This window comes from Clostridium sp. 19966, from assembly GCF_032335695.1.
Lineage (GTDB): Bacteria > Bacillota > Clostridia > Clostridiales > Clostridiaceae > JACTOJ01.
Genome location: NZ_JACTOJ010000002.1, coordinates 199462 through 225746, shown reverse-complemented (window position 1 = coordinate 225746; position 26285 = coordinate 199462). Strand labels below are relative to the sequence as shown.

The following is a 26285-nucleotide window of genomic DNA, read 5'->3' as shown; positions in this document are numbered from 1 at the left end:
AGCTGAGATGAGGCTTGAAAATATACGAATTTTTGAAGGAAGAAATATTTATTCACACAGGAAATGCATAAGAGCTGATGTAGATTTAGAAGGATATGAAGAAACTCCAAGTAAGGATATAGATGAATTCAATAGATGCTTAATAAGAATGATTCCAGAACTTTCAACTCATAGATGCGGAATAGATGAAGATTCCGGATTTATAAAGAGGCTTATGGAAAGTACGTATTTGGCTCATATATGTGAGCACATTACCATAGCTCTTCAGAATATAGCAGGTATAGATGTGAGCTATGGAAAGGCAAGAGAAATACAAGGACCTAAGTATTATATAATATTTGAATACAGGTATAGAGAAACTGCTTTAAAATGTTTTTACCTAGCCATGGATATAGTAAATAAGCTCATAGGTAAGAATGATAAATTAATTAATTTTGATGACAGAATAAAAAACATAAAGCGCTGTATGATAGATGAAAATATGGGAACTAGTACAGAAGCTATATGCAATGAAGCTAAAAAGCGGGGAATTCCTGTTATGAAGCTAGGAGAAACAGGTTTGGTCCAGCTGGGGCTAGGTAAGTACGGAAAGATTATAGAATCTACTATATGTGAGAATACTGGCACCGTAGCTGTGGATATTTCCTGTGATAAGATGGCCAGTAAAGAGATTTTAAGAATGAATGGAATTCCTGTATCTTCGGGATTTAAAATAAATGATGAAATGGAACTTTTAGATTATAGCAGAACTTTAGGGTATCCTTTGGTTTTGAAACCGCAGTTTGGTAATCATGGGAAAGGTGTCATTACAAACATACTCAAGGAAGAGGAATTGCTTAAAGCTTATAATAAGCTTAAAAGTGAGTATAAAGATATAATATTGGAAAATCATATATATGGAAATGATTATAGGGTGTGCGTAGTGGATGGAAAAGTGGAAGCTGCTGCACTTAGAATTCCTCCTTTTGTGGTTGGAGATGGTTTAAACACTATTAAAGGATTAATTGATAACTTAAATCATGATCCTAGAAGAGGATGCGATCATGAAAAACCTCTTACCAGAATAAAGATAGATGAAGAAGTTATAGCTCATATAGCAGCATGTGGATATAAATTGCATTCGGTATTAGAAAAAGGAACAAAGATATATTTGAGGGGTAATGCTAATATTTCTACAGGCGGAATAGCTATTGACTGTACAGATATTATAAGCGATGAAAACAAAGAATTATGCGTGAGAGCTGCAGAAGCTGTAGGATTAAACATCTGCGGCATAGATTTATGCTGCAAAGATATAAAGAAATCACTTTTAGAGCAAGGGGTGGTGCTGGAGATAAATGCTTCTCCAGGAATACGTATGCATCATTATCCTTCTCAAGGAAAGCCTAGGAATGTATCTGAAGCTATAGTAAATATGATGTTTAAATATACTAATGGGAATATACCTATCATTTCTGTTACAGGCACCAATGGCAAGACTACGACTACAAGACTGATCGCCCATACCATGTCTCTGGCTGGATATCATGTAGGAATGACGGTAACTGGTGGAATTTATATTAATAATGAGTGCGTGGAAAAGGGAGATACCACAGGCTTTGATAGTGCAAAAAGAATTCTTATAAACAGAAATATAGATGCTGCAGTGCTTGAATGTGCACGTGGAGGGATTATAAGGAGAGGCTTAGCCTACGATTTGGCGGATGTTGGAATAATAACTAATATTACTGGCGATCATATAGGGTTAGATGGAATAAAAAATCTTAAGGATTTAGCTAGTGTAAAATCATTAGTTGTTGAGGCGGTAAAAGAAGAAGGATATGCGGTGATAAATGGAGATGATACTGTTTCTGTAACATTAATTGATAGAATAAAAAGTAATTTAGTTGTCTTTTCCATGAATAAAGAAAATGAAATTATGAAAAAAGCTATACGTGATGGAGGTATAGGAGTATATTTATGCAATGAAATAATATATGCCTCTGTAGCTCATAAGCAAATTAATATTATTAATGTAAATGATATACCAATAGCCTATGATGGAAAGCTTAGATTTAATATAGAAAATTGTTTAGCTTCTATAGCAGGACTAATTGGAATAGGAATAGATTATAATATAATAGCTAAAGGCTTAAAAACCTTTAGGTGCGATGAAAGCTTGAATCCCGCAAGATTTAATATGTTTAATGTAGGAGGAATAAAAGTAATACTTGATTATGGGCATAATATAGAAGGATATAAATCTGTAGTGCAAGCGTTAAAATCTATGAAGGAAAACAAGGTGATCGGAGTAATAGGAGTTCCTGGAGATAGAAAAGATGAGGATATAAATAGGGTAGGAGAAATTTGTGCAGAAGGTTTTGATTATATATATATAAAAGAGGATAAAGACAGAAGGGGCAGAAGGTCAGGAGAAGTAGCTAAAATACTTGAAGACTCCATTCTTGATACTAAAAAAATTAGCAGAGAGCGTGTAGAGATAGAATTAAAAGAAGAAGAGGCATTTACTAAAGCCATAGATAATGCTAATCCCAAAGATATAGTCATAGTATTTTTGGAGGAATATGAACCTCTTTTGAACATAGTAAAATCAAGGATTAAATACGAAGAAAAAAAAGAAAAAATAATGGCGTAGCATATGCAGGCATCCAAATTTTACTTTACAATTATGTTAAATGTCCACATAATAGATAAAGAGTAGAATAAATTATTGGTGGAGGAATTATGGATATAAAAGCATATGCTAAGATAAATATATCATTAGATGTTGTGGGGAAAAGAGACGATGGATACCATCTTTTAGAGATGATAATGCAAAGAATAGATTTATATGATGAAATAAATTTAAATAGAAAAGATAGTGGAATTAGTATCAAATGCAATGTGCCTTATGTGCCTTTAGACAGAAGAAATTTGGCCTATAAGGCAGCGGAATTGTTTATGGATGCTTATGACATAAAAGATGGAGTGGAAATTAATATTTATAAAAACATACCAGTTGCAGCAGGCCTAGCTGGTGGAAGTTCTAATGCAGCTGCAGTGATGCTTGGACTTAAAGACTTATATAATGTAGAAGCCAGCATTGATGATATAAGAAAGTTGGGACTAAAAATAGGAGCTGATGTACCTTATTGCGTAGGCGGTGAAACAGCGTTATGTAAGGGTATAGGGGAAGTTTTAACACATCTAAAGCCATTTAAGAATCATATAGTAGTTTTGGTAAAACCTCCATTTGGAGTTTCTACAAAAGAAGTTTACAGTAGCTTGGACGTAAGTAAGATATATAAGCATCCTGATACTCAAGCTATTATAAAAGCCATTGAGAAAGATGACTTAACTGCTGTGAGCTATCTGATGAAAAATGTATTAGAAAATGTTACTTTGAAAAAGCATAGAGTGTTAAAGGAAATAAAAAATGATATGATGGAATTAGGAGCAGCCGGTGCTATGATGAGTGGCAGCGGTCCTACAGTATTTGGATTATTTTATGATTCGGTTAACGCGCAAAAATGTTACGAGGCAATGAAATTAAAATTTAAAGAAGTATTTATAACAAGAACTATATAAGAGTATTGATTTTAAACGCTGAATTTTTATTTGGCGTTTTTTTATTTAGGTTTGTTTTATAAAAAATGGCGCATGTACGCATAATTTATATTGCCATAGAAAAAAATAGTATGAGTGAAAGGAATTTTCTAATAGGTGGGGAGTGATAAATTGTTAAACAATGTAAACATATATTTTATTATAATGATTATATTTTCGGCTTTATGGGTGATTTTTGTAGATGTTTATCGCTTTAAAAAAACATATAAGCTTAATATGGTGAGAAAGTCAAGATTCATTGGTATAACATTTATTGTTGTTTTTGTTTTACTGTTTGCAGTAAGAAAAATAATTAATTAAAGGGATGGTAATGGATGAAAGAGATAATAAACAATGAGCTGAGTTCTAATATTGATGAAAATCTAAATTACATAAAAGAGCTGTTAAAAGATAATATGGATGTAGTTTACAGAAGCTTTTATTGCGGAGAATTCAAGGCAGCTATAATATACATAGATGGTATGACGGATAAGATATTATTAGATGATTATGCTCTGGAATCTCTGATGCTATATAAAAATGATATCAAAAATGTAGAAGATATAAAGGATAATCTATTAACTGTAACAGATGTTAAAGAGGAGGAAAAACTAGAAATTGCATTAAGGTTCCTTTTGGCTGGGGACTCTTTAATGCTTCTTGATGGAATAAAAAAAGCATATATCTTGGGAACAAGGGCATGGCAGGCGAGAGGAGTGTCTGAGCCTTCAGCTGAGACCGTTATTAGGGGCTCCAGAGATGGGTTTGTTGAAACTATAAGATTTAATACCGTGCTGCTTAGGAGAAGAGTTAGAGATACTAGATTAAGATTAGAAATGCAGAATGTAGGAGTTAGATCTAAGACGGATATAGCTATTGCCTATATAGATGATATAGTAAATAAAGAAGTTTTAGAAGATGTAAAAAATAGAATAAAAAAAATAACTATAGATGCAGTATTGGATAGTGGATATGTGGAACAGCTTATAGAAGATAATAAATGGTCTATTTTCCCACAGATACAAAGCACTGAAAGGCCAGATGTAGCCGCTGCGGCCATATATGAGGGAAGAATAGCGATCATGGTGGATAATTCTCCTTTTTGTATATTGGTGCCTGCAACTCTTCCTATGCTTTTTCAGTCACCTGATGACTATTACCAAAGATGGATTTATTCAAGTATAATGCGATTCATAAGATTCTTCGGTACCATACTATCTTTGATTTTACCTGCTTTATACGTGGCGGTTACATCCTTCAGCACCACAATATTGCCTAACAGGCTTACTTATTCTATTGCGGCTACAAGGGAAGGCATACCATTTCCTGCTTATTTGGAAGCTATAATAATGGAAATTAGTCTAGCCATATTAGTAGAATCCGTCATTCGGCTTCCCAAAGCATTAGGATCAACCGTAGGGATAGTTGGAGGGCTTATAATCGGGCAGGCAGCGGTTAGTGCTGGAATAGTTAGTCCTGTGATGATCATAATTGTTTCCATAACGGCTATAACAACTTTTATGACTCCTAATTATGAGGTGGTAGCATCTCTTAGAATTATTAGAATAGCTCTTATAATAGCATCAACCGTAATAGGTTTATATGGAATAGCTTTAGTATTAATAATAGTTTTGATACATGTTATTAGGTTAGAGAGTTTTGGTGTTCCGTACTTATCACCCTTTGTTAATGTACACAAAAAAGATTTGAAAGATTCCTTTGTTAGAAGTCCCATTGACCAATTTATTAGAAGACCTGAATTTATAAAACCGGGAGATAAAGTGAGACAAAAACCATAATCAAATAAGTCAATACGTAATAAGAAATGGGGAATTTTAATGGAGAAAAAAAATTACATTACAGCTTATGGATATTTCTGCACATTAGTAGTAACTGTAGTTGGAATAGGGATATTTTCTTATCCTAAAGAAGTATCAACATGGGTTGGGGGCGATGCTTGGATTATAACCATACTGATAGGAATTATAAATATAATATTAATAAAATTCTTATTAGGAGCTATGGCTAGAAATGGAAATAAGCAGATAACCTTCATTGCCAGAAGAAATATGGGAAAAGTAATTGGCGGAATTGTTCTTTTAATAATGTCTATTGGAACTATTGTCTGCATATCGCTGGGCATGAGAATATTTGTAGAGGTAATAAAAATGTATCTTTTATATAAGACACCTACAGAATTTTTAATAGTAATAACTATTCTTAGTGGGTGGTATGCTGTGAGAAGCGGTATAAGAAGCATGGTGAAATTTAATGAGATAAGCTTTTGGCTGATGTTCATACCTATAATTATAATATTTATGTTTGCTTTCACTATCTCTGATTTTACTAATATTCTGCCTATATTTAACAAACCCGCAGCTAACTACATAAATGTAATTCCATATACATTATTTGCTTTTGGAGGAATGGAAATATTATATATTATTACACCCATATTAAAGGATTGTAATAAGGCTTTTAAGTATGCTTATAAGGGTATGATATTTGTAACGCTCTTTTATGTGTTTGTGACTGTGCTGTGTATAGCGGTATTTAGCCAATATGAAACGCCTAAGCTTTTATGGCCTACTATAACTATGGTTAAGAGCATAAACATTCCTGGATCTTTAGTGGAGAGGTGGGATGGATTAGTTTTAGCAATGTGGATGATTTTTTATTTTACTATATTTGCTAATGGATTTTCTTTTTCCTCAACTCTTCTCAGTGATGCTGTTTCCATAGGAGATGTTAAGATAGCCTCATTTATACTAATTCCAATCATATATTTTATAGCAATGTATCCTAGCAATATAGCTGAGATATATGATAGCACATATAAAGTAGCCTCCGTGGTATATTGCATAAACTTTATATTTGTTCCTTTATTGCTTTATTTAACAAGCAAAAGAAAAAGTGTAAAGGAGGCTGAGAATCAATGAGAAGACTTGGGCTAATTTTGCTTTGCGTATTCATGCTTTTTTCTACCGGATGCTGGGATAGAAATGAAATAGATAGGAATTTTTTTGTATCTACTATAGCAGTTGACGCTGGAAAAGATATAAATGATAAAAAAATCTTAAAAGATGCAAAGCCTGAAGACCCTTTTGGAGAAAGAAATATAGAAAGGCTTCAGGTAACTTATGCATTTCCTGATATAAGCGGGTATTCTGCACAAAAAAGTCAGATTCCATCGGATAAATTTATAAAAACGGAAGCCTATTCCATGGAGGATGCTATGTCCAATGCTATACTAAAAAGCAGCAGAAATATAGATATTGGGCACGCAAGCTTATTGCTTATAAGCAGTGATGTGTTTCAAAATTCTAAGATTGTAAAAGAAATCGTGGACTATTTATCTAGAAACCCTATGATTAACAGAAGAATGTATGTAGCTGTGGCAGAAGGAAGTGCTGAGCAATTGGTTAAATATCCACTAAATATGGAAAGTACCATAGGAGCGTATGTGAACGGTTTAATGGAAAGCAGCAAGAAAAATGCGGTTATAATTCCTATGACATTAAATGAATTTACAATACTTTTAGGAAGAAGTGGTAATGCTATCGTACCTAATCTAAAAGTTGATAGCGAAAAAAAAGAAATAAAAATAAATGGAATATCTATAATAAAGAATTATGTTATAAAAGGGACTTTAAATCCTCAGGAAACCTCAGCTATTGAGATTTTAAGAGGTAAGCTCATAAGCGGAAAAAAGGTTATATATTATAATGATGAGCCTATAGATATGGAAATAGATAATATAAAAAGAAAAATAAAATTAACTCAGGAAGCTGATAAATTGAACATTAACGTTCTTGTGGAAATAGAAGGGAAGGTTAAGCAATATACTACGGATAAAAATTTATTAGATGGAGGCTTTTTAGATAAGCTGCAAAACTATTATGCTGAATCTATAAGTACAGAAGGAAAAGAAATATTTACTGCTATTCAGAGAGAATACGGTGTAGACTTGATAGGTATAAGAGAGTATGTGGAGAAGTTTAAGCCCAGCATGTGGAGAAAAGTAGAAAATAATTGGGAAGAAACTTATAAATCAGCCAATATGAATTTGGATGTAAGAGTTGAATTGAGAAGGATAGGAATAAAAAAATAAGGAATGTTTTAAATCAGTTTAAAAATCAACACTGATTTAAAACAAAAAATAAATGTGAGTGTATAAAAAAAGTAGCCTTGTCCATAATTATACATGTAGGATGTGAAAGTCTACATGAAATGGATGGGAGGAAATTTTATATATGAAAAAATTATTAATGGGAATTGCAGCCATAATTTTAGCAGGTATGCTTTGTAATGTGATTACTGAGGCTAAGGATACTAGTGCGCAAGATGTTAAGTTTCAACAGGATATAAGTAATAAGATCATTAGATTTCATGTGCTTGCCAATAGTGACAGTGATGAAGATCAAAATTTAAAGCTAAAGGTAAAGGATGAAATATTAAAATATATGCAGCCTAGATTATCTAACAGTAAATCTATAGAAGAAACTAAAAAAATATTACTTTCCAGTGATGAACATATTAAATCGATAGCTAACAAGGTAATAAAGGAAAATGGTTATAATTATTCTGTAAATACAGAGCTATCCAATGAAAATTTCCCTATAAAAACCTATGGAAATATCACTCTTCCAGCAGGTAAATATCAAGCTTATAGAGTGCTTATAGGAAATGCAAAGGGGAGAAATTGGTGGTGTGTCATGTTTCCGCCTCTTTGCTTTATTGACATTACAAAAGGGGAAGTGTCACAGAATGAAAGCGTAAATGATATGAAAAAGGTACTTAATGATGATGAAATTGATTATATAAGAAATGATGAGAAGATAGAATATAGATTTAAAATAGTTGATGTTGTGAATAAGATATTTAATTAGATATATCATTAAGCTTACACATGAAGAAATTAGAAGAGTCTTCATGTGTAAGCTTTTATTGAAGCAAGATTTAATTATAAGCTTCTTTAGATATAAGTTTTAATAGTAAGTCGTATATGTCATTTCCGCTGTTTGGCTTAGCATATTTAATACAATTAGTTTTCATATTAGAAAGTGAACTTTCAGAGTCTAATATAGCATCTATTTTGTCACTGCAGTTTTTACAATCGCTTAAATCAATGGCAAGATTATGCTCCATTAAAAATTCTGCATTTTTTTCTTCTTGGCCTGGTATAGCTGAAAAAATAGCAAGCGGGGTATGAGAAACTAGAGCCTCGGTTATTGTTAAACCACCTGGCTTTGTTATAAGTAAATCGCTGGCCTGCATATATTTATTTACTTCATTAGTATAACCTATTATTTTAGTGGTCTTTTTTGATGTTTTGCTTAGTTCTCTTAATTGAGAATAAAGTTTTTTGTTATTTCCGGTTATTATAATTATTTGTATGTCTTTATTTACGTATTGAAGTTCTTGGTAGAGCTCAGTTATCTTGCCCATACCTAAACTTCCACCCATAAGCAATAAAGTGTTTTTGTTAATATCCAAATTCAAAGATGATAGGATATCATCTCTTAAATATTTTGTTATAAATTCTGGTTTCACGGGTATACCCAAAGGATATATAACCTGTCTAGGTATTCCTCGGTCAATCATTTCAGTAACCATGTCGTCATTAGATATGACGTAAGCATCTATATGAGGATGAAGCCAGAAACTATGGGGAGCATAATCGGTCATTATAGTTACCACTGGTATGTCAATAGTATACTTGCTTTTCAGCAAAGACATCATTTCTGTAGAAAAGGCATGTGTTGTTACTATAATGTCCGGTTTAAACTCTTCAAGCAATGGTATCAATTTATGTATTATCATCTCATTTATTTTATTGCTGAAACTAGCTATTGAATCATCAGTTTCAGCTAATTTATATAGCTTTCCAAATATAGCTGGAGAAAATTTAAGGCTCTTAAGGTAACCGCCTATAACCACCTTATCTAAAAATGGATTTATGTATTTATAGGTATCTAAAATCATAGTTACAGCATTTGGGTTGTTTAATTTGATATAGCTTTCTATAGCTTCGGCTGCATTTACATGGCCGCCTCCAGCTGAAATCGATAGTATTAATGTCCGCATTTAATTCACCCTTTTATAAAAAAACAGATTTATGATATATATTTATTATTTTGCACATAAATAGCATAAATTAATTATACATAAAACACAACCATTTATAAACAAGCAAATAAAAATTTCTAGGAAGAATAACTTTATCTGTTATGACAGATAATACTTATATATTACCACTTAATTAAGACTAAATTGCAAATAAAATGGGTAAGAGGTGATTTTGGATCTATGGACATGAAACATAAAAGACTTGGATACACAATAGTGGTTACAATGATTATAGTTTTTTCAACTACATATGCTATTTTAATGACTTTAGAACGAACAGACTACAGAAATTATCTTCAAGGTGAGTACAGCAAAAATTTGTATCAATTGATAGATAACCTTGAAAGCATAGATAATAATCTTGGAAAATCATCGGTAGCAGGTACTAAGGAACAGAATTCTTTGCTATTTCAAGATATATTTAGAAACGCTTCTTCTGCTAATGATAAAGTAAGTTCTCTTCCCGTACCAGTGGAACTGTCTCAAGGTGTTACAAAATTTTTATCTCAAGTAGGAGATTATTGCTATACTCTAGCTAAAAAAACGGACAATGAGAGTTCGGCTTCGAATAATAATATGGTATCTCAAGATGATTCTAGTACTATAGATAGGTTGGGAACACAATCCAGACAACTTAAGAATCAATTGAATGGAATATTAGCTAATATGAATCAAGGAAAGGTGAGCTGGGGTGAAATAAGGCAGAAGATAACAAGTTTTGTTACTGGCGGAAATAAAGCAGATATTTCTGCTAAGTTTACATCTGTTCAAAAGCAAGTGGCTCAATATCCATCTCTAATATATGATGGACCATTTTCAGATAATGTGCTGGAGATACAGCCAAGAGTGAATTCGTTGCCTCAAGTATCTGAGCAGCAAGCTAAAGATTATGTGATCAATGTGTTGGGTAAAGAAAATATTCAAAGCGTAGAATTAAGGCAGTCTACAGATAATAGTAAGATACCGGTATTTAGTTTCAATGTAAAAATGAAAAATAGAAATAATTCTGAAAATATAATTTGTGATGTTAGTAAAGCTGGTGGGAAGATAGTATATTTATTAGATAATAAAATCTTAGGAGCTCCTAAATTATCAGACGATAAAGTTATGGACTCGGCATCAGCTTTTTTGAATAAGCTAGGATATTCAAGCATGCAGCCATCTTATTCCCAAAAATACGAAGATAACACGGTAATAAACTATGTTTTCATGAAAGATAATGTGGTTGTATATCCAGATCAAATTAAAATAAAAGTAGCTTTAAATGATGGAAGCATAATAGGTATTGAAGCTGAGAAATACTTAACTGCTCATGATGATAATAGAAAGGCTGCAGCTCCTAAGGTTACCCTTGATAAAGCTAGAAAATCTGTGGGAAGCAAGCTCCATGTTTATTCTACAAGACTTGCTGTAGTACCCACAGAAAATAATAAAGAGGTTTTGTGTTATGAGTTTGCGGGTAAATATAAGGATGAAGAATTTATAGTATATATAAATGCTGCAGATGGAAGTTCTCAAAATATATTAAAGATACTAAATACGCCCTACGGAAAGCTCACTATCTAATTGTATAAAATTGATGAAAAGTGTCTTGCTAAATTTCAATAAAACCAGTAAACTATAAACAAATGATGGATTTTGATGTTTTTTGGTAAAAATTAGAAAAGTGAAAGGGCTAGTGTATGAATAAAAAAGCTTTAATATCTATTTGCAGCAGTCAGAAGTCTGCTAACAATGATAAGATAGAAGTTATAACACCGGGAAGCTACTATAAGGAAGATGGAAGCTACTTAGCGATTTATAACGAAACTGAAATTTCTGGTATGGAAGGTACCACTACAACTTTAAAAATATATGATGACAAACTTTCTTTGGTAAGAGAGGGAACTACTAATGCATTCATGGAATTCTCTAAAAATAATAAACATACGTCATTGTATAACACTCCTTACGGGGATTTAGAGATTGTAGTAAATACCTTAGATATGGATATAAATGTTGGAGACGAGGGAGGAGATGTTTTTATTAATTATAATTTAAGCATCTCAGGGCAAATGGCAGAACCGACAGAATTGAAGATAAATATAAAAGCTCAGTAATTTGGAATATAAAAGTAAATCACTCCCAAGTTTAAATTAAACTTAACTGGTTATAATTAAGATAAGTCTATTTAAACAGGAGTGATTTGTTTTTTATGGGATATTATAATGAAGAAAGATATGAATTGATCTTAGAGGTTATTTGCAGCTACAAGGGAATAAAAAAAGAAGAAATAAATAAGATATTAAAAGATAGAGAATGCAAATATTTTTTGTTTTTGCTTTTAAATCAATATAGATGCTTTGATTGTGAAAAGGTAAAACAGGATTTTAATTATAAAAGCAATCAAGCTATAAAAAATAATATTAAAAAAGCAGAAGAGAAATTTTTTATAAATAGGGAATTTAGAGAGAAGTTTTTTGAAGTGCAAAAAATAGCAAAAAAAATAATTTAAAAAAAGATAGCATTAAAAAAAGATATGTGTTATTATAATATTTATGTTTGGCAATACAATGGGCATTGTACATTAAATTTATAGGGTAATTTTTATTGTATAATGCTTTTTGGTTTTTGTCAATAGTTTGAAATGGATTTTACATAAATTAATATTTATCATTGATTGGAGGAATAATATGAGCACTAAATATGTATTTGTCACTGGAGGAGTTGTTTCTTCCTTGGGAAAAGGTATAACAGCAGCGTCCCTAGGGAGACTTTTAAAAAATAGAGGACTAAATGTATCTATTCAAAAATTTGATCCATATCTTAATGTGGATCCAGGTACCATGAGCCCATATCAGCATGGAGAAGTTTTTGTGACTGATGATGGTGCAGAAACAGATTTGGATCTTGGGCATTATGAAAGATTTATAGATGAAAATCTTAGTAAGAACAGTAATGTTACCACAGGTAAAATATATTGGTCAGTTATATCTAAAGAAAGAAAAGGAGATTACCTTGGTGGAACCGTTCAGGTAATTCCTCATATAACAAATGAAATAAAAAGCAGAGTATATAGAGTTGCTAAAGAGAGAGATGTAGATGTAGTGATAACAGAAATAGGCGGAACAGTGGGAGATATAGAATCTCAGCCGTTTTTGGAAGCTATAAGACAAATAAAATATGAAGTTGGAAGAGAAAATGTATGCTTTATTCATGTTACTTTAGTTCCATACTTAGGCAAGGCTGGAGAGCTAAAAACTAAACCTACTCAGCATTCTGTTAAAGAGCTTAGAAGTATAGGCATACAGCCAGATATAATCGTATGTCGTACTGAAAAAGAATTATCTGAAGATTTAAAGGACAAGATAGGCCTTTTCTGTAACCTTGATGGAAAGTCAGTAATACAGAATGTAGATGCGGAGAACCTTTATGAAGTTCCATTGCTTCTTCATAATGAAGGACTTGATAATCTAGTATGCGAAAAGCTTCATCTTGGCTGCAAGGATATAAATAATGATGAATGGATAGCAATGGTAGAAAGACTTAAAAATCTTAAGAAGAATGTAAAGATAGCTCTTGTAGGAAAATATGTAGAGCTTCATGATGCATATATATCCGTAGTAGAAGCTTTAAATCATGGCGGATTGTATAATGACGCAAATGTGGATATAAAATGGATAAATGCATGCGATTTAGATAAAAACAATGCGGATGAATTACTTAGTGACTGCCAAGGAGTTTTAGTACCTGGAGGTTTTGGCGATAGAGGAATAGAAGGAAAGATAGAAGCTGTAAGATGGGCTAGAGAAAATAAGGTTCCTTTCTTAGGAATATGTCTTGGAATGCAGTGTGCTGTTATTGAATTTGCTAGAAATGTTTTGGGATATGAAGATGCTAACAGTTCTGAAATCAATCCTGAAACAACACATCCTGTTATAGATATAATGCCTGACCAAAAGGATATTGATGAAAAAGGCGGCACTATGAGACTTGGTATATATCCATGCAAATTAGATGACAATACTTTCTCAATCAAGTCCTATGACAATTCATTAATCTATGAAAGACATAGGCATAGATATGAATTTAATAATGAATTCAGAAAAGCTATGGTAGATGCTGGACTTAAAATAGCAGGAACAAGTCCTGACGAAAAGCTAGTAGAAATAATTGAAGTAGAGGATCATCCTTGGTTTGTAGGTGTTCAGTTCCATCCTGAACTTAAATCAAGACCTAATAGACCACATCCGCTATTTAAGAATTTTATTACTGCAGCAGTAGCGTATAGCGAAAAATAGTTTGAAAACCAAATACAACGAATAATTAAAGGCTTGTATTTAAATAATTAGTGTTTAAATACAAGCTATTTTATTTGTTATATGTATAGATGAAAAAAATGTATAAAAAAATATTTTGTTTTTGTATGCAATATGTGATATTGTATATAATATATTGATGTACTCTTGCTTTATTAAGATAAAATCAATATGCATTTCTAACATATTTCAAAAATGTCTTTTATATTCCCATTAATTATTTTTGTGAGAATGTTTAAATGAGCTAAATATTAATTATAAAATATATAGAAAGGTGGGTGAATGCCTGATTTCCGTAATGTTTGTTTAAAAATATATGTGTGAATCAGGATACGGCTTGAGCAATAAAGATTATGAAAATATGACCTTAAATGAACTTAGAGAAATTGCTAAAGAATTAAATATTAAAAGCGTTACAAAGTATAAAAAAGGAGAACTTATTGATGAACTTAAGAAAAAATCTCCTTTGTACATAGAAAAAGATGGAGTTAGACTAGTAGAAAGAATCTCTCAAAAACCTGTTAATAAAGCAGAAGAAGTAAAAGCAGAAGAACCTGCAAAGGAAAAAGAGTTAGAAGAGACAACAGTTGTTAAACCTCAGAGAAACATAGAAACTGCAACAGAAAATAGAACTCAACATGAAGGAGAGAAAAAAGAAAAATTAAGAGAAATGATAAGCGAATCCGGGTCTGCCAAGGGTGTGCTTGAAATAAATGAAAATAATAATTTTGGATTTTTAAGAGGAAAAAATTATTTATCAACTCCTGAAGACGTGTATGTTTCTCCTTCCCAAATAAGAAGATTCAATCTAAGAACTGGAGATGAAATAGAAGGAAAAGTTAGGACACCTAAAGAAGGAGAGAAATTTAAGGCGCTTCTATATGTGGAAAGAGTAAATGGAGAATCACCTGAAAAAGCGGTTGGAAGAAAGCCTTTTGAACACCTTACTCCAATATATCCTAACGAAAGACTTAAGCTTGAAACAGGTAGCCAGCTGGATTTGTCCTCTAGACTTATGGATATAATCTGTCCTATAGGAAAAGGACAAAGAGGTCTCATAGTTGCTCCTCCTAAGGCAGGAAAAACAACTATAATGAAAAAAATAGCTCAAAATATATCTGTTAATTATCCAAATATAAAATTAATTGTGCTTCTTATAGATGAAAGACCAGAAGAAGTTACTGATATGAAAAGATCCATAAATGGAGATGTTATTTTTTCAACCTTTGATGAAGAACCAGATCATCATACTAAGGTGGCAGAGATGGTGCTTGAGAGAGCTAAGAGAATGGTTGAACAAAAGCAGGATGTGGTTATACTTTTAGACAGCCTTACAAGACTTTCAAGAGCTTATAATTTAACCATTACTCCTACAGGAAGAACTTTGTCTGGAGGACTTGATCCAGGAGCATTAATAATGCCTAAAAAATTCTTTGGAGCAGCTAGAAATATAGAAGAAGGAGGAAGTCTTACTATATTGTCTACAGCTCTTGTAGAAACTGGAAGCAGAATGGATGATATGATATTTGAGGAGTTCAAGGGAACAGGAAACATGGAAGTTCACCTTGATAGAAAACTTCAGGAAAGAAGAATATTCCCAGCTATTGATATATATAAATCAGGAACTAGAAGAGATGATATGCTTCAAACTGATGAAGAGAAGGATGCTTCCTATAACATAAGAAAAGTTCTTTATAAAGATGGAAATGTAGATGAAGTTACAGAAAAATTAATAAATCTGCTTACCAAGACAAAAAATAATAAGGAATTTTTAAATACCTTTTCTAAAATAGATTTAGGATCTAATGGCAGGTAAAATGGACTTTTTTAAAGGTGGTGCTGCGCAGCACCACCTTTATATAGCTGAATTATTTGGAAATGAAAAAACGAGAAAGAAAACTTTCTCGTTATCATGATTACTTTTCGTCTTGAAGATTGAATCTCTTTCTGAACTTTTCAACTCTTCCACCGATATCCATAATCTTTTGCTTTCCAGTGAAGAATGGGTGGCATTTAGAGCATATTTCTACTTTTAGTTCCGTATGAACAGAACCTGTTGTAAAAGTATTTCCACATGCACACTTAACCACAGCATCATGGTGGTATTCTGGATGTATGCCTTCTCTCATATTTTTCACCTCTCCTTGTGTAAACACACGTTTTTTTAACCACCCAATTATATCATAACAAGTAAGGTCAGTCAATAAAAAATCAAATTATAAAATTAAGTAGTTATTAAGTCCTTTTATTGATATAATAGGACTATGATATTTATGGATAATTGCTATTAAAAAGTAGAGGTGAAAAGATGGCTAGAAAAACGAGCGTTGGAGGACAGGCGGTCATAGAAGGCGTTATGATGCGCGGAAGCAGAGGAACAGCTACCGCTGTACGATTAGGAGACGGAACAATTGATGTTGATATAAAAGAATTTACTTCATATGTAAAAAGGCATAAGATATTATCTTTGCCGATAATAAGAGGATTTGTATCATTGCTGGAATCGATGATAATAGGCATAAAGACCTTGAATTATTCTGCATCCTTTTTTGAAGAGGAAGAAAAAGAAAAATCGAAGTTTGACAGCTGGTTTGAAAATTTATTTAAGGAAAAAAGTACTGATGTGATACTTGGGATATCACTTGTAATTTCTTTAGCGATATCTATTGGCTTGTTCTTTGTATTTCCAACATTTTTAGCAAACTTTCTTTATAGATTTGGTGCTAATATGTTTTTAGTGAATATTATTGAAGGAATTATCAGGGTAGGTATACTTCTGTTATATATGTGCATTATAGGAAAGATGGAAGATATAAACAGACTGTATCAATATCATGGCGCAGAACATAAAACTATATTCTGCTATGAAAATGAATGCGAGCTTACTCCTGAAAACGCAGCTAAGTTCCAAAGGTTTCATCCAAGGTGCGGAACTAATTTTCTTTTTATAGTAATGATAGTTAGCATCGTAATATTTTCTTTAGCGCAGTTTAATACTTTGTGGCAAAAAATACTATATAGAATTTTGATTCTTCCAATAGTATCGGGAGTTTCATATGAGATAATAAGGTGGATGGGAAAAAGTAAAGGAAAATTATCTAATATATTTGCCTACCCAGGACTTAAACTTCAAAATCTCACAACACGGGAACCGGATTTGTCTCAACTACAAGTGGCTATAGTAGCTTTAGAAGCTTCAGAAGGTCTTGATTACAAAGAGTCTTTAAAAAAGTATGGACCTAAAATAACTATAGGAGAACTTTTAAATAGCGGAGTGGAAATTCTAAAAGCAGAAAATATAGAAAGCTATGTGCTTGATACTCAATTAATATTAGCTAAAGTTTTAAACAGAGATAGGATAGCTGTAATAACTAACAGAGATGAGCTTGTGGATATTGAAGTTAAAGAAAAATTTGATGAACTAATACAGCAGAGAAAAGAAAAAATGCCTATAAAATATATTATAGGAGAAACTGAGTTTATGGGAATTAATTTAAAAGTAGAAGAAGGAGTATTAATTCCTAGACCTGATACTGAAGTATTAGTAGAAAAGGCTCATGAAGTTATTAAAGAAAAAGGATATAAATCTATTTGTGATATGTGCAGTGGAAGTGGAGCTATAGGAATAGCTTTGGCTTCCATGATAGAGGATATTAAAGTATCCTGCATAGATATTTCTGAAAAGGCAGAAAAAATAACAAAATTTAATATAGAAAAAAATAATTTAAAGGATAGAGTGGAGTTTGTTAAAAGTGATTTATTTCAGGCTTCTTTATCTAATGAAATTAAATATGATTCTATAATATCTAATCCACCTTATATTAAGGATTCAGATATAGAAGATTTGATGGAAGATGTGAGGAATTACGAACCTCGCCTAGCTTTAAGCGGAGGGGAGGATGGATTATTCTTTTATAGAAAGATTACTGAGCAATCAATTAAGTGCTTAGTTCCAGGGGGAATGCTGGCATTTGAGATTGGTTATGATCAGAGAGAGGAAGTTAGCGGCATATTGAAGAATTTTGGATTTAGCGATATTGAAGTACTTAAGGATTTGGCAGGAAATGATAGAGTAGTGGTGGGCTTCTTGTAAATGTGTAAAGATGTGGATTTAAAACTTTATTGATTATTTATATAATTATTGATATAATGTTTGAGGTAATTTTATGATTATTTTATTGTAGAATTTACTTTGAAATTATTGAGAAAAACTAATAAAAAATATTGAATATAAAATTTTTACACGGAGTTGATTATTACATGTTAGATAGATTAGATTTTATTGAAGGAAAGTATGAAGAATTATCTATAAAAATTAGTGATCCTTCAGTAATGGCAGACCAAAAAGAATGGCAGAGACTTTGCAAAGAGCATGCCGACTTAGAAGTTGTTGTTATGAAATACAAAGAATATAAAAAGACTTTGGAAGAAATTGAAGGCTCAAAGGAGATGCTGAATGAAGAAGACGACAGAGAGATGAGAGAGATGATTCAGCAGGAACTTAAAGAGCTTCAAGAGAGCAGCGAAAACTTGCAGGGAGAATTGAAGATACTATTGCTACCTAAGGATCCTAATGATGAAAAAAATGTTTTCGTAGAAATTCGTGGAGGCACTGGTGGAGAAGAAGCGGCTTTGTTTGCAGCGGATCTTTTTAGAATGTATACCAGATATGCTGAAACTAGAAGATGGAAAGTAGAAGTTATGAGTGCTAATGAAACTGATATAGGAGGTTTCAAGGAAATAGTATTCATGATAAAAGGAAATGGAGCGTACAGCAGGCTTAAGTATGAGAGTGGAGTCCATAGGGTGCAAAGAGTTCCAGATACTGAAGCTAGCGGAAGAATTCATACCTCTGCTTCTACCGTTGCAGTTCTTCCTGAAGTAGAGGATGTAGATATCGAAATAAATGCAAATGATTTAAGAATTGATGTTTACAGATCTTCAGGTAATGGTGGACAGTGCGTTAATACCACAGATTCTGCAGTAAGAATAACTCATCTTCCTACAGGTCTTGTAGTTACCTGTCAGGATGAAAAATCTCAGCTCAAGAACAAAGAGAAGGCTATGAAGGTTCTTAGAGCAAGACTATATGAAATAGCAGAGCAGGAAAGAACCAGCAGCATTGCTGCAGACAGAAAAAGTCAGGTCGGTTCAGGAGATAGAAGTGAAAGAATCAGAACCTATAATTTTCCTCAAGGCAGAGTTACAGATCATAGAATAGGACTTACACTTTATAAGCTAGATTCCGTTATGAATGGAGATATAGATGAAATTATAGATTCTCTTATCACTGCTGACCAGGCAGAGAAAATGAAGAATATGGGTAATACTGATGTGATGTAATTTGATAATTTAGAGGTGAAAGCATGGATATTAATAAAGCCATAAAAAAGCAACATAGCTCTTATAAGAGATTTATGCTTATTATGTGCTTTATTTTTTTTGCACTGCCTGTAATAATGTTTTTGGCTCAAAAAATAAATATATTTTTTATAGCATATTTGTTTATTATAGAACTCCTTATAATATGTGCAATTATTATAAGGATGGATACGGAAAAACTTGATTATGATATTAAGAGTGGAAGATTGAAGATAACTCAAGGATTGAAAAAACGTCAATATAATATCTTTTGGGAAAAGGTAGCTTATGTGCATGCTAAAAAGAATGAAGAGAAAAAGAATATAGATATAGTTATTTTAACCACCACTAAATCAAGAAATAAACATATAAGACCAGTAAGCAAAGAATTTTTAAAAAGAAATGCTCAAGTTTCTTATGAGTACAATAAATTAAAGACTATTAATCCGGAAGAAAATTACTATTATATGATCATATCCAGAGGCGGAAATATAAAGTATAAACTCTTAACTGATATTTATAAGGTCTGTGTCAAAGCAAAATATTCAAAGGAAGCTATTGAAGTTATGAAAGCATGTAAGCAATGATTCTATCTGCATTGGAAGGGAATATTTCTTCATTACTATAAATAAACTTGTATAGTAATGGAGGGATGGATATGAATGATATACTAACAGTAGTTGTGCTATCCAGCATAATTTCCCTTATAGGAACTATGCTGGGGGCCTGTATGGGATTAATAATAAAGAAGCCTTCTAAGACTTTTTTAAGTGGTATAATGGGATTTGCAGGAGGGCTTATGCTTTCTATAGTAGTCTTTGACTTGATTCCTGAATCTATAGAAAAATGGAATTTTGCAGAAACTGTTATATTTTCAATTATAGGTATGCTAATAATAATGTTATTGGACAGTTTTATACAGGTAGATAATGTTAAGATTAACGAAGGGATAAAAGTAGCTACGCTTACAGCATTAGGGCTGATGCTGCACAATTTGCCGGAAGGTATTATAATGGGCTTTGGATTCCTTGGCGGCAAGAGCCTTGGCATAAAACTTAGCGTGATCATAGCACTTCATGATATTCCAGAGGGAATGGCTGTATCGGCTCCGCTTATGGTTTCAAATGTTAAAGTATCAAAAATAATATTATATGCATTTATAACAGCTATCCCTACAGCTATAGGTGCTTGGATAGGAATTTTTGCAGGAAACATATCTCAGGTCACATTAAGCGCATGCTTAGCTATAGCTTCAGGTATAATGCTATTTGTAGTTTGTGGAGAATTAATACCTCAGGCAATAAAAATGTCTAAGGGGAAAAGCAGCACTTTCGGAATGCTGATAGGTCTCATACTAGGGCTTATTATGATAAATGTGCTATAAGTTAAATTAAAATCCTAATTGAGGATTAATTAACAGGGGAAGTGGTTGATTTGGATACAAAAATAATAAGGATGATGCCAGATAATATTGATTATCATGAGCTTTCAGAGGCAGCGGAGGTTATAAAAAATGGAGGACTCGTAGTCTTCCCTACCGAGACTGTTTATGGTTTGGGAGCGGATGCTACCAATGGAGAAGCTGCAAAAAAGATATTTGAGGCAAAAGGAAGACCTCAAGATAACCCACTAATAATTCATGTAGCTGACTTCAGCATAAATGAATATGTAAAAGATGTACCTAAAGTAGCTAAAGAAATGATGGATAAATTTTGGCCCGGTCCTCTTACAATCATTCTTAATAAATCGGATAAAATATCTAATATAACTAGTGCAGGCGGAAGTACAGTTGGAATAAGGATGCCCGAAAATACTATTGCAAGAGAACTTATAAGGCTTGCGGGTGTTCCTATAGCAGCACCATCTGCCAATATATCTGGAAAGCCAAGTCCTACGGATATAGAGAGATGTATAGAAGATCTGCAGGGTAGGGTTGATTACATAATAGGAGGAGAAAAGTGCACAGTCGGCGTAGAATCTACAGTTGTAGACTGTACAGTAGAGCCTCCATGTATATTAAGGCCAGGCGGTATAACCTTAGAGATGCTTAAGAAAGTGCATGACGACACATATATAGATGGGGCTATATTAAAAAAGCCTGAAAAAGATTTTAAGCCTAAAGCTCCTGGAATGAAGTATAGACACTATGCTCCTAAGGCACCTGTAAGAATTATTAATGGAGATATACAAAAAACTATTGAAAAAATCAATGAAATAGTGCAAAATTATATAGATAGAAATATGAAGGTTGGTATAATAGCTACTGAGGAAACAAAGTCTTCTTATCCTTATGGTGAAGTTATAAGTCTTGGAAGCCGGAGTGATATGAGATCTATAGCTAAAAATTTATTTGAAGCTCTTCGCAAAATGGATGATAAAAATGTAGATATAATACTCTCAGAAGCTTTTGAGGAAGAAGGAATAGGTGTAGCCGTTATGAACAGACTAAAAAAGGCGGCTGCTTTTGAAATCATTAACGTTTTTTGACAGGAGGAACATATGAATATATTATTTGTTTGTACAGGTAATACTTGCAGAAGTTGTATGGCAGAAGCTATATTTAATTCAATAAATGATTTAGAGGATTATATGGCGGTTTCTGCTGGGGCGGCGGCAATACCCTCAACTTTTACATCGGTTAATTCTGCGAAAATAGTTAAAGATAAATTAGGTGTTGATATTTCTAAAAGGGCTTCAGTAAAGCTGGATAGAAAACATTTAGAGGAAGCATCTTTAATACTTACTATGACAAAGTCCATAAGAGACTATTTAGTAAGTGTTTTTCCGGAACTTAAAAATAAGATATACTCTTTAAATGAATATGTTGGGAAATCTGGAGAAATATCAGATCCTTATGGTGGAAGTATAGAGATATATAGCTCCACTTTTGAGCAGCTTATGGAGAATATTAAATTGCTTATTGCAAAATTAAAGGGAGACAACAGTATATCTTAGATATATTGTCCTCTCTTTTTTATAGTATAAAAATTTGGAGGTGGCTTAATTGAATATAGCTATTGCATCTGATCATGCAGGATTTAGACTAAAAAAATATGTAATAGAGTATCTTGAGAAGAAAAATTATGAATTCAAGGATTTTGGAACATTTAATGAAAATTCTTGCGATTATCCAGATTACTCTTTATTTGTAGCTGAAGCTGTAGCTAAAGGTGAGTATGAATTTGGAATTTTAATATGTGGAACAGGTATAGGTATAGGTATAGCTGCCAATAAAGTACCAGGAATAAGGGCTGCGTTATGTCACGATACATTTAGTGCTCATGCCTGCAGAGAGCACAACAATGCAAATATACTGACTATGGGGGAGAGAATAGTAGGACCAGGTCTTGCCATAGATATTGTGGAAACCTTTTTAAATTCAAAATTTGAAGGTGAAAGACATCAGAAAAGAATTGATAAAATAACTGATATTGAGAAAAAATACAATAAATAAATTTAGGAGGAATTAACAATGAGTAATGTAACACAGATAAATCACCCTTTAATTCAGCACAAGCTTGCAATAATAAGGGATAAGAACACAGGTGCAAAGGATTTTAGAGAATTAGTAGAAGAAGTAGCTATGCTTATGGGCTATGAAGTAACTAGGACAATACAGCTTGAAGAAGTTGAAATAGAGACGCCTATCTGCAAGACTAAATGCAATATGCTTTCGGGTAAGAAATTAGCTATTGTTCCAATTTTAAGAGCAGGCTTAGGAATGGTAGATGGAATGCTAAAGCTTATACCAGCTGCCAAAGTTGGACATATAGGTTTATATAGAGACGAAGAAACTTTGCAGCCAGTAGAATATTTTTGCAAGCTGCCTCAGGATATTAAAGAAAGAGATGTAATTGTTACTGATCCGATGCTTGCAACTGGCGGATCTGCTGCAGATGCTATAACCCTATTAAAGAAAAGGGGAGCTGTAAATATAAGATTAATGTGTCTGATTGCTGCTCCAGAGGGAATAGAAGCTGTTAGAAAGGCTCATCCGGATGTAGATATTTATGTGGCGTCAATAGATGAAAAACTAAATGAAAAGGGTTATATTGTCCCAGGATTAGGAGATGCTGGAGACAGACTTTTCGGAACAAAATAGAAAAGGAATCTGGTAAAATTCAAATGATAAGAATAGACAAAAATAATTATTATTTAGATATATGCGAGACAGTTTTAGAAAGAGGAACATGTTTAAGAAGGAATTATGCGGCAATAATAGTAAAGAATGATGAAATAATGTCTACAGGATATTCTGGTGCGCCTAGAGGTAGAAAAAATTGCTGTGACTTGAATTATTGCAGAAGAGAGCAGATGAAGGTTCCTAGAGGAACAAGATATGAACTTTGCCGTTCGGTGCATGCAGAACAAAATGCAATCATATCCGCTAGAAGGCAGGATATGATTGGTTCTACACTATATTTAGTTGGAAAAGAATGCACTACCGGAGAGTATGTTAAAAATAGCGAGCCCTGTTCTCTTTGCAAAAGATTTATATTAAATTCAGGAATCGAAAAAGTTATTATTCGTGATACTAAAAATGATTACAGAGTCGTAGATGCTGAGATGTGGGTCCAGGAAGATGACTCATTAATCGGAGACGGGTCGTATTAGAATACATGCAACATTAAATAGAAAGAGAAAGATATTTATGGATAATTTGTTTTTTTTAAGTGCAATAGCAGCTATTATTTCTTTCCTAATCACACCCTTAGTTAGAAAACTTGCGTTCAAGTTTAAGGCTGTAGATATACCTAGGGGCGGCAGAAAAATACATAAAGTTACCATGCCTAGATGGGGAGGAATATCAATATATGTATCATTTATAGTAGTGATACTCATAAAAAATGGTGATGTCAATATTAAAGAGTGGGGAATAGTGCTGGGAGCTTTTATAATACTCATAGGTGGAATGCTTGATGATAGATTTGAGCTAAGACCTCATCAGAAACTTATATTTCAATTATTGGCTTCCATAGTTGTTATTGCAATGGGATTAAAAATAGAAGTGTTAACTAATCCGTTAAGTATTATAGATCCATCCATCAGCATAGGGCCAATCCTTTCTATTCCAATGACTATAATATGGATAATAGGCATTACAAATGCTCTTAATCTTATGGATGGACTAGATGGATTATCAGCAGGAATATCTCTTATATCCTGCCTTACTATAATGATAATATCAATCATGAAAGACAATATAGGCTCAGCATTGATAACAGCAATATTATCAGGATCTATTATAGGATTCCTGCCTTATAATTTTCATCCTGCATCCATATTTTTAGGGGATACAGGTGCACAGCTGCTAGGATTTCTTTTGGCTACAATTTCCATAGAAGGTGCAGTAAAATCAGCAGCAGCCTTTGCAATTGTGGTGCCAATACTTACAATGGCTCTTCCTATTTTTGATACTTTATTTGCTATAATTAGAAGGAAAATAAATGGAAAGCCTATAAGCGAAGGAGACAGGGGGCATATGCATCATAGGCTTTTAGATATGGGATTTACACAAAAGCAAGCAGTTATGGTGATGTATTTAATAAGCGCAGTGCTTAGCGGAATAGCTGTCATAGCTATTCAAATGAATTCTACAGCATCCTATGTATTATTATTTGTTGTTACTCTAATTATAGCTTTAGTATGTTGGAAACTAGGATTTTTTAAACGCCAACAATAAGAACGAGGAGATGTATTAATTGAATAAGATAAAAGTATTAACTATATTTGGTACTAGGCCGGAAGCTGTAAAAATGGCGCCATTAGTTAAAGAACTATCAAAGCGTGAACAAATCGAATCGAAGGTTTGCGTTACAGCACAGCATAGAGAAATGCTGGATCAAGTGCTGGAACTGTTTGATATTAATCCTGATTTTGATTTAAATATAATGAAGAGTAAGCAAAGCTTAACTGGTATAACTGCTAGAGTGCTTGAAGGACTTGAGGAAGTTTTTGAAAATGAAAAACCGGATATTATCCTTGTTCATGGTGATACTACCACTACATTTGCAGGAGCATTAGCAGCATTCTATAAGCAAATTAAAGTAGGACATGTGGAAGCTGGCTTAAGAACCTTTGATAAGTATTTTCCATATCCGGAAGAAATGAATAGAAAACTTACAGGAGCATTAGCAGATTTGCATTTTGCACCTACCAGCAGTTCTAAAAGAAATCTTCTAAGAGAGGGCGTTAATGAAGAAGACATATTTATAACTGGAAATACAGTAATTGACGCTATGAACCATACTGTAAAAAAGAATTATATATTTGATACGGATATTTTAAATCATATTGATTACTCTAAAAAAATAATTATGGTAACAGCTCATAGAAGAGAAAATTGGGGACAAGGAATAGACAATATATGCGAAGCTATAAATAAAATAGTGGAAAAAAATGAAGATGTAGAAGTTATATATTTGGTACATTTAAACCCAATTGTTAAGGATGCTGTGAATAAACATCTTGGAAATAATCCTAGAATTCATCTTTTGCCTCCTTTGGATACCAAAGAAACCCACAATCTTATGAATAAGTGCTTTATGGTTATGACTGATTCGGGAGGATTGCAGGAAGAAGCTCCTCATCTTGGAAGACCGGTTTTAGTTTTAAGAGATGTTACAGAAAGACCAGAAGCTGTAGAAGCTGGCACTGTAAAGCTAGTAGGAACAGATGTGGAAAATATATTTAGCAATGCTAATGAATTGTTAAACAATTCAAAGGCTTATGATGCTATGAGTAAGGCAGTTAACCCATATGGTGATGGATTCGCATCCAAGAGGATATGCGATGCAATAGTTTCATATTTCACAAATAAAAAAGAAATAGAAGAATTTAAAGGATAAGTAAAATAAGCAGAATAAAGCCTGATAGGAACTTTGTTCTGTTTATTTTTATTTTATCCATAAA

25 protein-coding genes are annotated in these 26285 nt (G+C 32.7%); 23 read left to right on the top strand and 2 right to left on the bottom strand.

The annotated features are described in order from the left end of the window. The first annotated feature begins 7 nt into the window (after positions 1-7). From cphA to spoIIR, 7 genes are all read left to right on the top strand, one after another. On the top strand, positions 8-2635 hold the full coding sequence (gene cphA / locus IAI10_RS02945) for a cyanophycin synthetase (protein ID WP_315671896.1): 2628 nt from the start codon (positions 8-10) through the stop codon (positions 2633-2635). 89 nt (positions 2636-2724) lie between these two features. Next, the gene (gene ispE, locus IAI10_RS02940; protein WP_315671800.1) at positions 2725-3567 is read left to right on the top strand and encodes a 4-(cytidine 5'-diphospho)-2-C-methyl-D-erythritol kinase; all 843 of its coding nucleotides are present in this window, start codon (positions 2725-2727) and stop codon (positions 3565-3567) included. Between the two features lie 135 nt (positions 3568-3702). Then, entirely contained in the window at positions 3703-3906 is a 204-nt protein-coding gene (locus tag IAI10_RS24630) for a CLC_0170 family protein (RefSeq protein WP_396334334.1), read from the top strand. A 14-nt stretch (positions 3907-3920) separates the two neighbouring features. Then, on the top strand, positions 3921-5384 hold the full coding sequence (locus IAI10_RS02935; protein WP_315671799.1) for a spore germination protein: 1464 nt from the start codon (positions 3921-3923) through the stop codon (positions 5382-5384). Between the two features lie 39 nt (positions 5385-5423). Beyond that, on the top strand, positions 5424-6524 hold the full coding sequence (locus tag IAI10_RS02930; RefSeq protein WP_315671798.1) for an endospore germination permease: 1101 nt from the start codon (positions 5424-5426) through the stop codon (positions 6522-6524). Continuing rightward, the gene (locus IAI10_RS02925; protein WP_315671797.1) at positions 6521-7696 is read left to right on the top strand and encodes a Ger(x)C family spore germination protein; all 1176 of its coding nucleotides are present in this window, start codon (positions 6521-6523) and stop codon (positions 7694-7696) included. The genes IAI10_RS02930 and IAI10_RS02925 overlap by 4 nt, the downstream gene beginning before the upstream one ends. A gap of 142 nt (positions 7697-7838) precedes the next feature. Next, on the top strand, positions 7839-8474 hold the full coding sequence (spoIIR, locus tag IAI10_RS02920; RefSeq protein ID WP_315671796.1) for a stage II sporulation protein R: 636 nt from the start codon (positions 7839-7841) through the stop codon (positions 8472-8474). Between the two features lie 70 nt (positions 8475-8544). On the opposite strand, the gene IAI10_RS02915 is transcribed toward spoIIR, so the two are convergent. After that, complete coding sequence (locus IAI10_RS02915; protein ID WP_315671795.1) at positions 8545-9672, bottom strand: MGDG synthase family glycosyltransferase; 1128 nt, start codon at positions 9670-9672, stop codon at positions 8545-8547. 222 nt (positions 9673-9894) lie between these two features. On the opposite strand from IAI10_RS02915, the gene ypeB reads away from it, so the two are divergent. The 5 genes from ypeB (at position 9895) to rho (ending at position 15828) form a co-directional block, all read left to right on the top strand. After that, complete coding sequence (ypeB, locus tag IAI10_RS02910; protein WP_315671794.1) at positions 9895-11280, top strand: germination protein YpeB; 1386 nt, start codon at positions 9895-9897, stop codon at positions 11278-11280. A gap of 116 nt (positions 11281-11396) precedes the next feature. Then, a complete protein-coding gene (locus tag IAI10_RS02905) occupies positions 11397-11813 on the top strand; it encodes a DUF1934 domain-containing protein (RefSeq protein ID WP_315671793.1) in 417 nt (138 codons plus the stop codon). Between the two features lie 95 nt (positions 11814-11908). Beyond that, positions 11909-12208 carry a ribose-5-phosphate isomerase gene (locus IAI10_RS02900; protein WP_315671792.1) on the top strand — a complete coding sequence of 100 codons (300 nt, stop codon included), beginning with the start codon at positions 11909-11911 and terminating at the stop codon, positions 12206-12208. Between the two features lie 178 nt (positions 12209-12386). Beyond that, entirely contained in the window at positions 12387-13994 is a 1608-nt protein-coding gene (locus IAI10_RS02895; RefSeq protein WP_315671791.1) for a CTP synthase, read from the top strand. 355 nt (positions 13995-14349) lie between these two features. Next, entirely contained in the window at positions 14350-15828 is a 1479-nt protein-coding gene (gene rho, locus IAI10_RS02890; RefSeq protein WP_315671790.1) for a transcription termination factor Rho, read from the top strand. Between the two features lie 100 nt (positions 15829-15928). On the opposite strand, the gene rpmE is transcribed toward rho, so the two are convergent. Next, positions 15929-16141: a 50S ribosomal protein L31 gene (gene rpmE, locus IAI10_RS02885; RefSeq protein WP_315671789.1), complete on the bottom strand. Its 213-nt coding sequence runs from the start codon at positions 16139-16141 to the stop codon at positions 15929-15931. A 179-nt stretch (positions 16142-16320) separates the two neighbouring features. On the opposite strand from rpmE, the gene prmC reads away from it, so the two are divergent. From prmC to wecB, 11 genes are all read left to right on the top strand, one after another. Beyond that, on the top strand, positions 16321-18105 hold the full coding sequence (gene prmC, locus IAI10_RS02880) for a peptide chain release factor N(5)-glutamine methyltransferase (RefSeq protein ID WP_315671788.1): 1785 nt from the start codon (positions 16321-16323) through the stop codon (positions 18103-18105). A gap of 167 nt (positions 18106-18272) precedes the next feature. Further along, a complete protein-coding gene (gene prfA, locus IAI10_RS02875) occupies positions 18273-19355 on the top strand; it encodes a peptide chain release factor 1 (RefSeq protein WP_315671787.1) in 1083 nt (360 codons plus the stop codon). A gap of 23 nt (positions 19356-19378) precedes the next feature. Beyond that, the gene (locus tag IAI10_RS02870) at positions 19379-19960 is read left to right on the top strand and encodes a hypothetical protein (RefSeq protein ID WP_315671786.1); all 582 of its coding nucleotides are present in this window, start codon (positions 19379-19381) and stop codon (positions 19958-19960) included. Positions 19961-20031: 71 nt separating this feature from the next. Continuing rightward, the gene (locus tag IAI10_RS02865) at positions 20032-20757 is read left to right on the top strand and encodes a ZIP family metal transporter (RefSeq protein WP_315671785.1); all 726 of its coding nucleotides are present in this window, start codon (positions 20032-20034) and stop codon (positions 20755-20757) included. Positions 20758-20807: 50 nt separating this feature from the next. Then, positions 20808-21860, top strand: a complete 1053-nt coding sequence (locus IAI10_RS02860) for an L-threonylcarbamoyladenylate synthase (RefSeq protein ID WP_315671784.1) — start codon at positions 20808-20810, stop codon at positions 21858-21860. Between the two features lie 12 nt (positions 21861-21872). Further along, the gene (locus IAI10_RS02855; protein WP_315671783.1) at positions 21873-22328 is read left to right on the top strand and encodes a low molecular weight protein arginine phosphatase; all 456 of its coding nucleotides are present in this window, start codon (positions 21873-21875) and stop codon (positions 22326-22328) included. Positions 22329-22377: 49 nt separating this feature from the next. Beyond that, positions 22378-22827 (top strand): ribose 5-phosphate isomerase B, encoded by a 450-nt coding sequence (gene rpiB, locus IAI10_RS02850; protein ID WP_315671782.1) that lies wholly within the window; start codon positions 22378-22380, stop codon positions 22825-22827. An 18-nt stretch (positions 22828-22845) separates the two neighbouring features. Beyond that, positions 22846-23475 carry a uracil phosphoribosyltransferase gene (gene upp / locus IAI10_RS02845; RefSeq protein ID WP_315671781.1) on the top strand — a complete coding sequence of 210 codons (630 nt, stop codon included), beginning with the start codon at positions 22846-22848 and terminating at the stop codon, positions 23473-23475. A 23-nt stretch (positions 23476-23498) separates the two neighbouring features. Beyond that, positions 23499-23987: a deaminase gene (locus tag IAI10_RS02840; protein WP_315671780.1), complete on the top strand. Its 489-nt coding sequence runs from the start codon at positions 23499-23501 to the stop codon at positions 23985-23987. A 37-nt stretch (positions 23988-24024) separates the two neighbouring features. Then, on the top strand, positions 24025-25056 hold the full coding sequence (locus IAI10_RS02835; RefSeq protein WP_315671779.1) for an MraY family glycosyltransferase: 1032 nt from the start codon (positions 24025-24027) through the stop codon (positions 25054-25056). A 19-nt stretch (positions 25057-25075) separates the two neighbouring features. Then, positions 25076-26221, top strand: coding sequence for a non-hydrolyzing UDP-N-acetylglucosamine 2-epimerase (gene wecB, locus IAI10_RS02830; protein ID WP_315671778.1), 1146 nt, complete (start codon positions 25076-25078; stop codon positions 26219-26221). Positions 26222-26285: the final 64 nt, after the last annotated feature.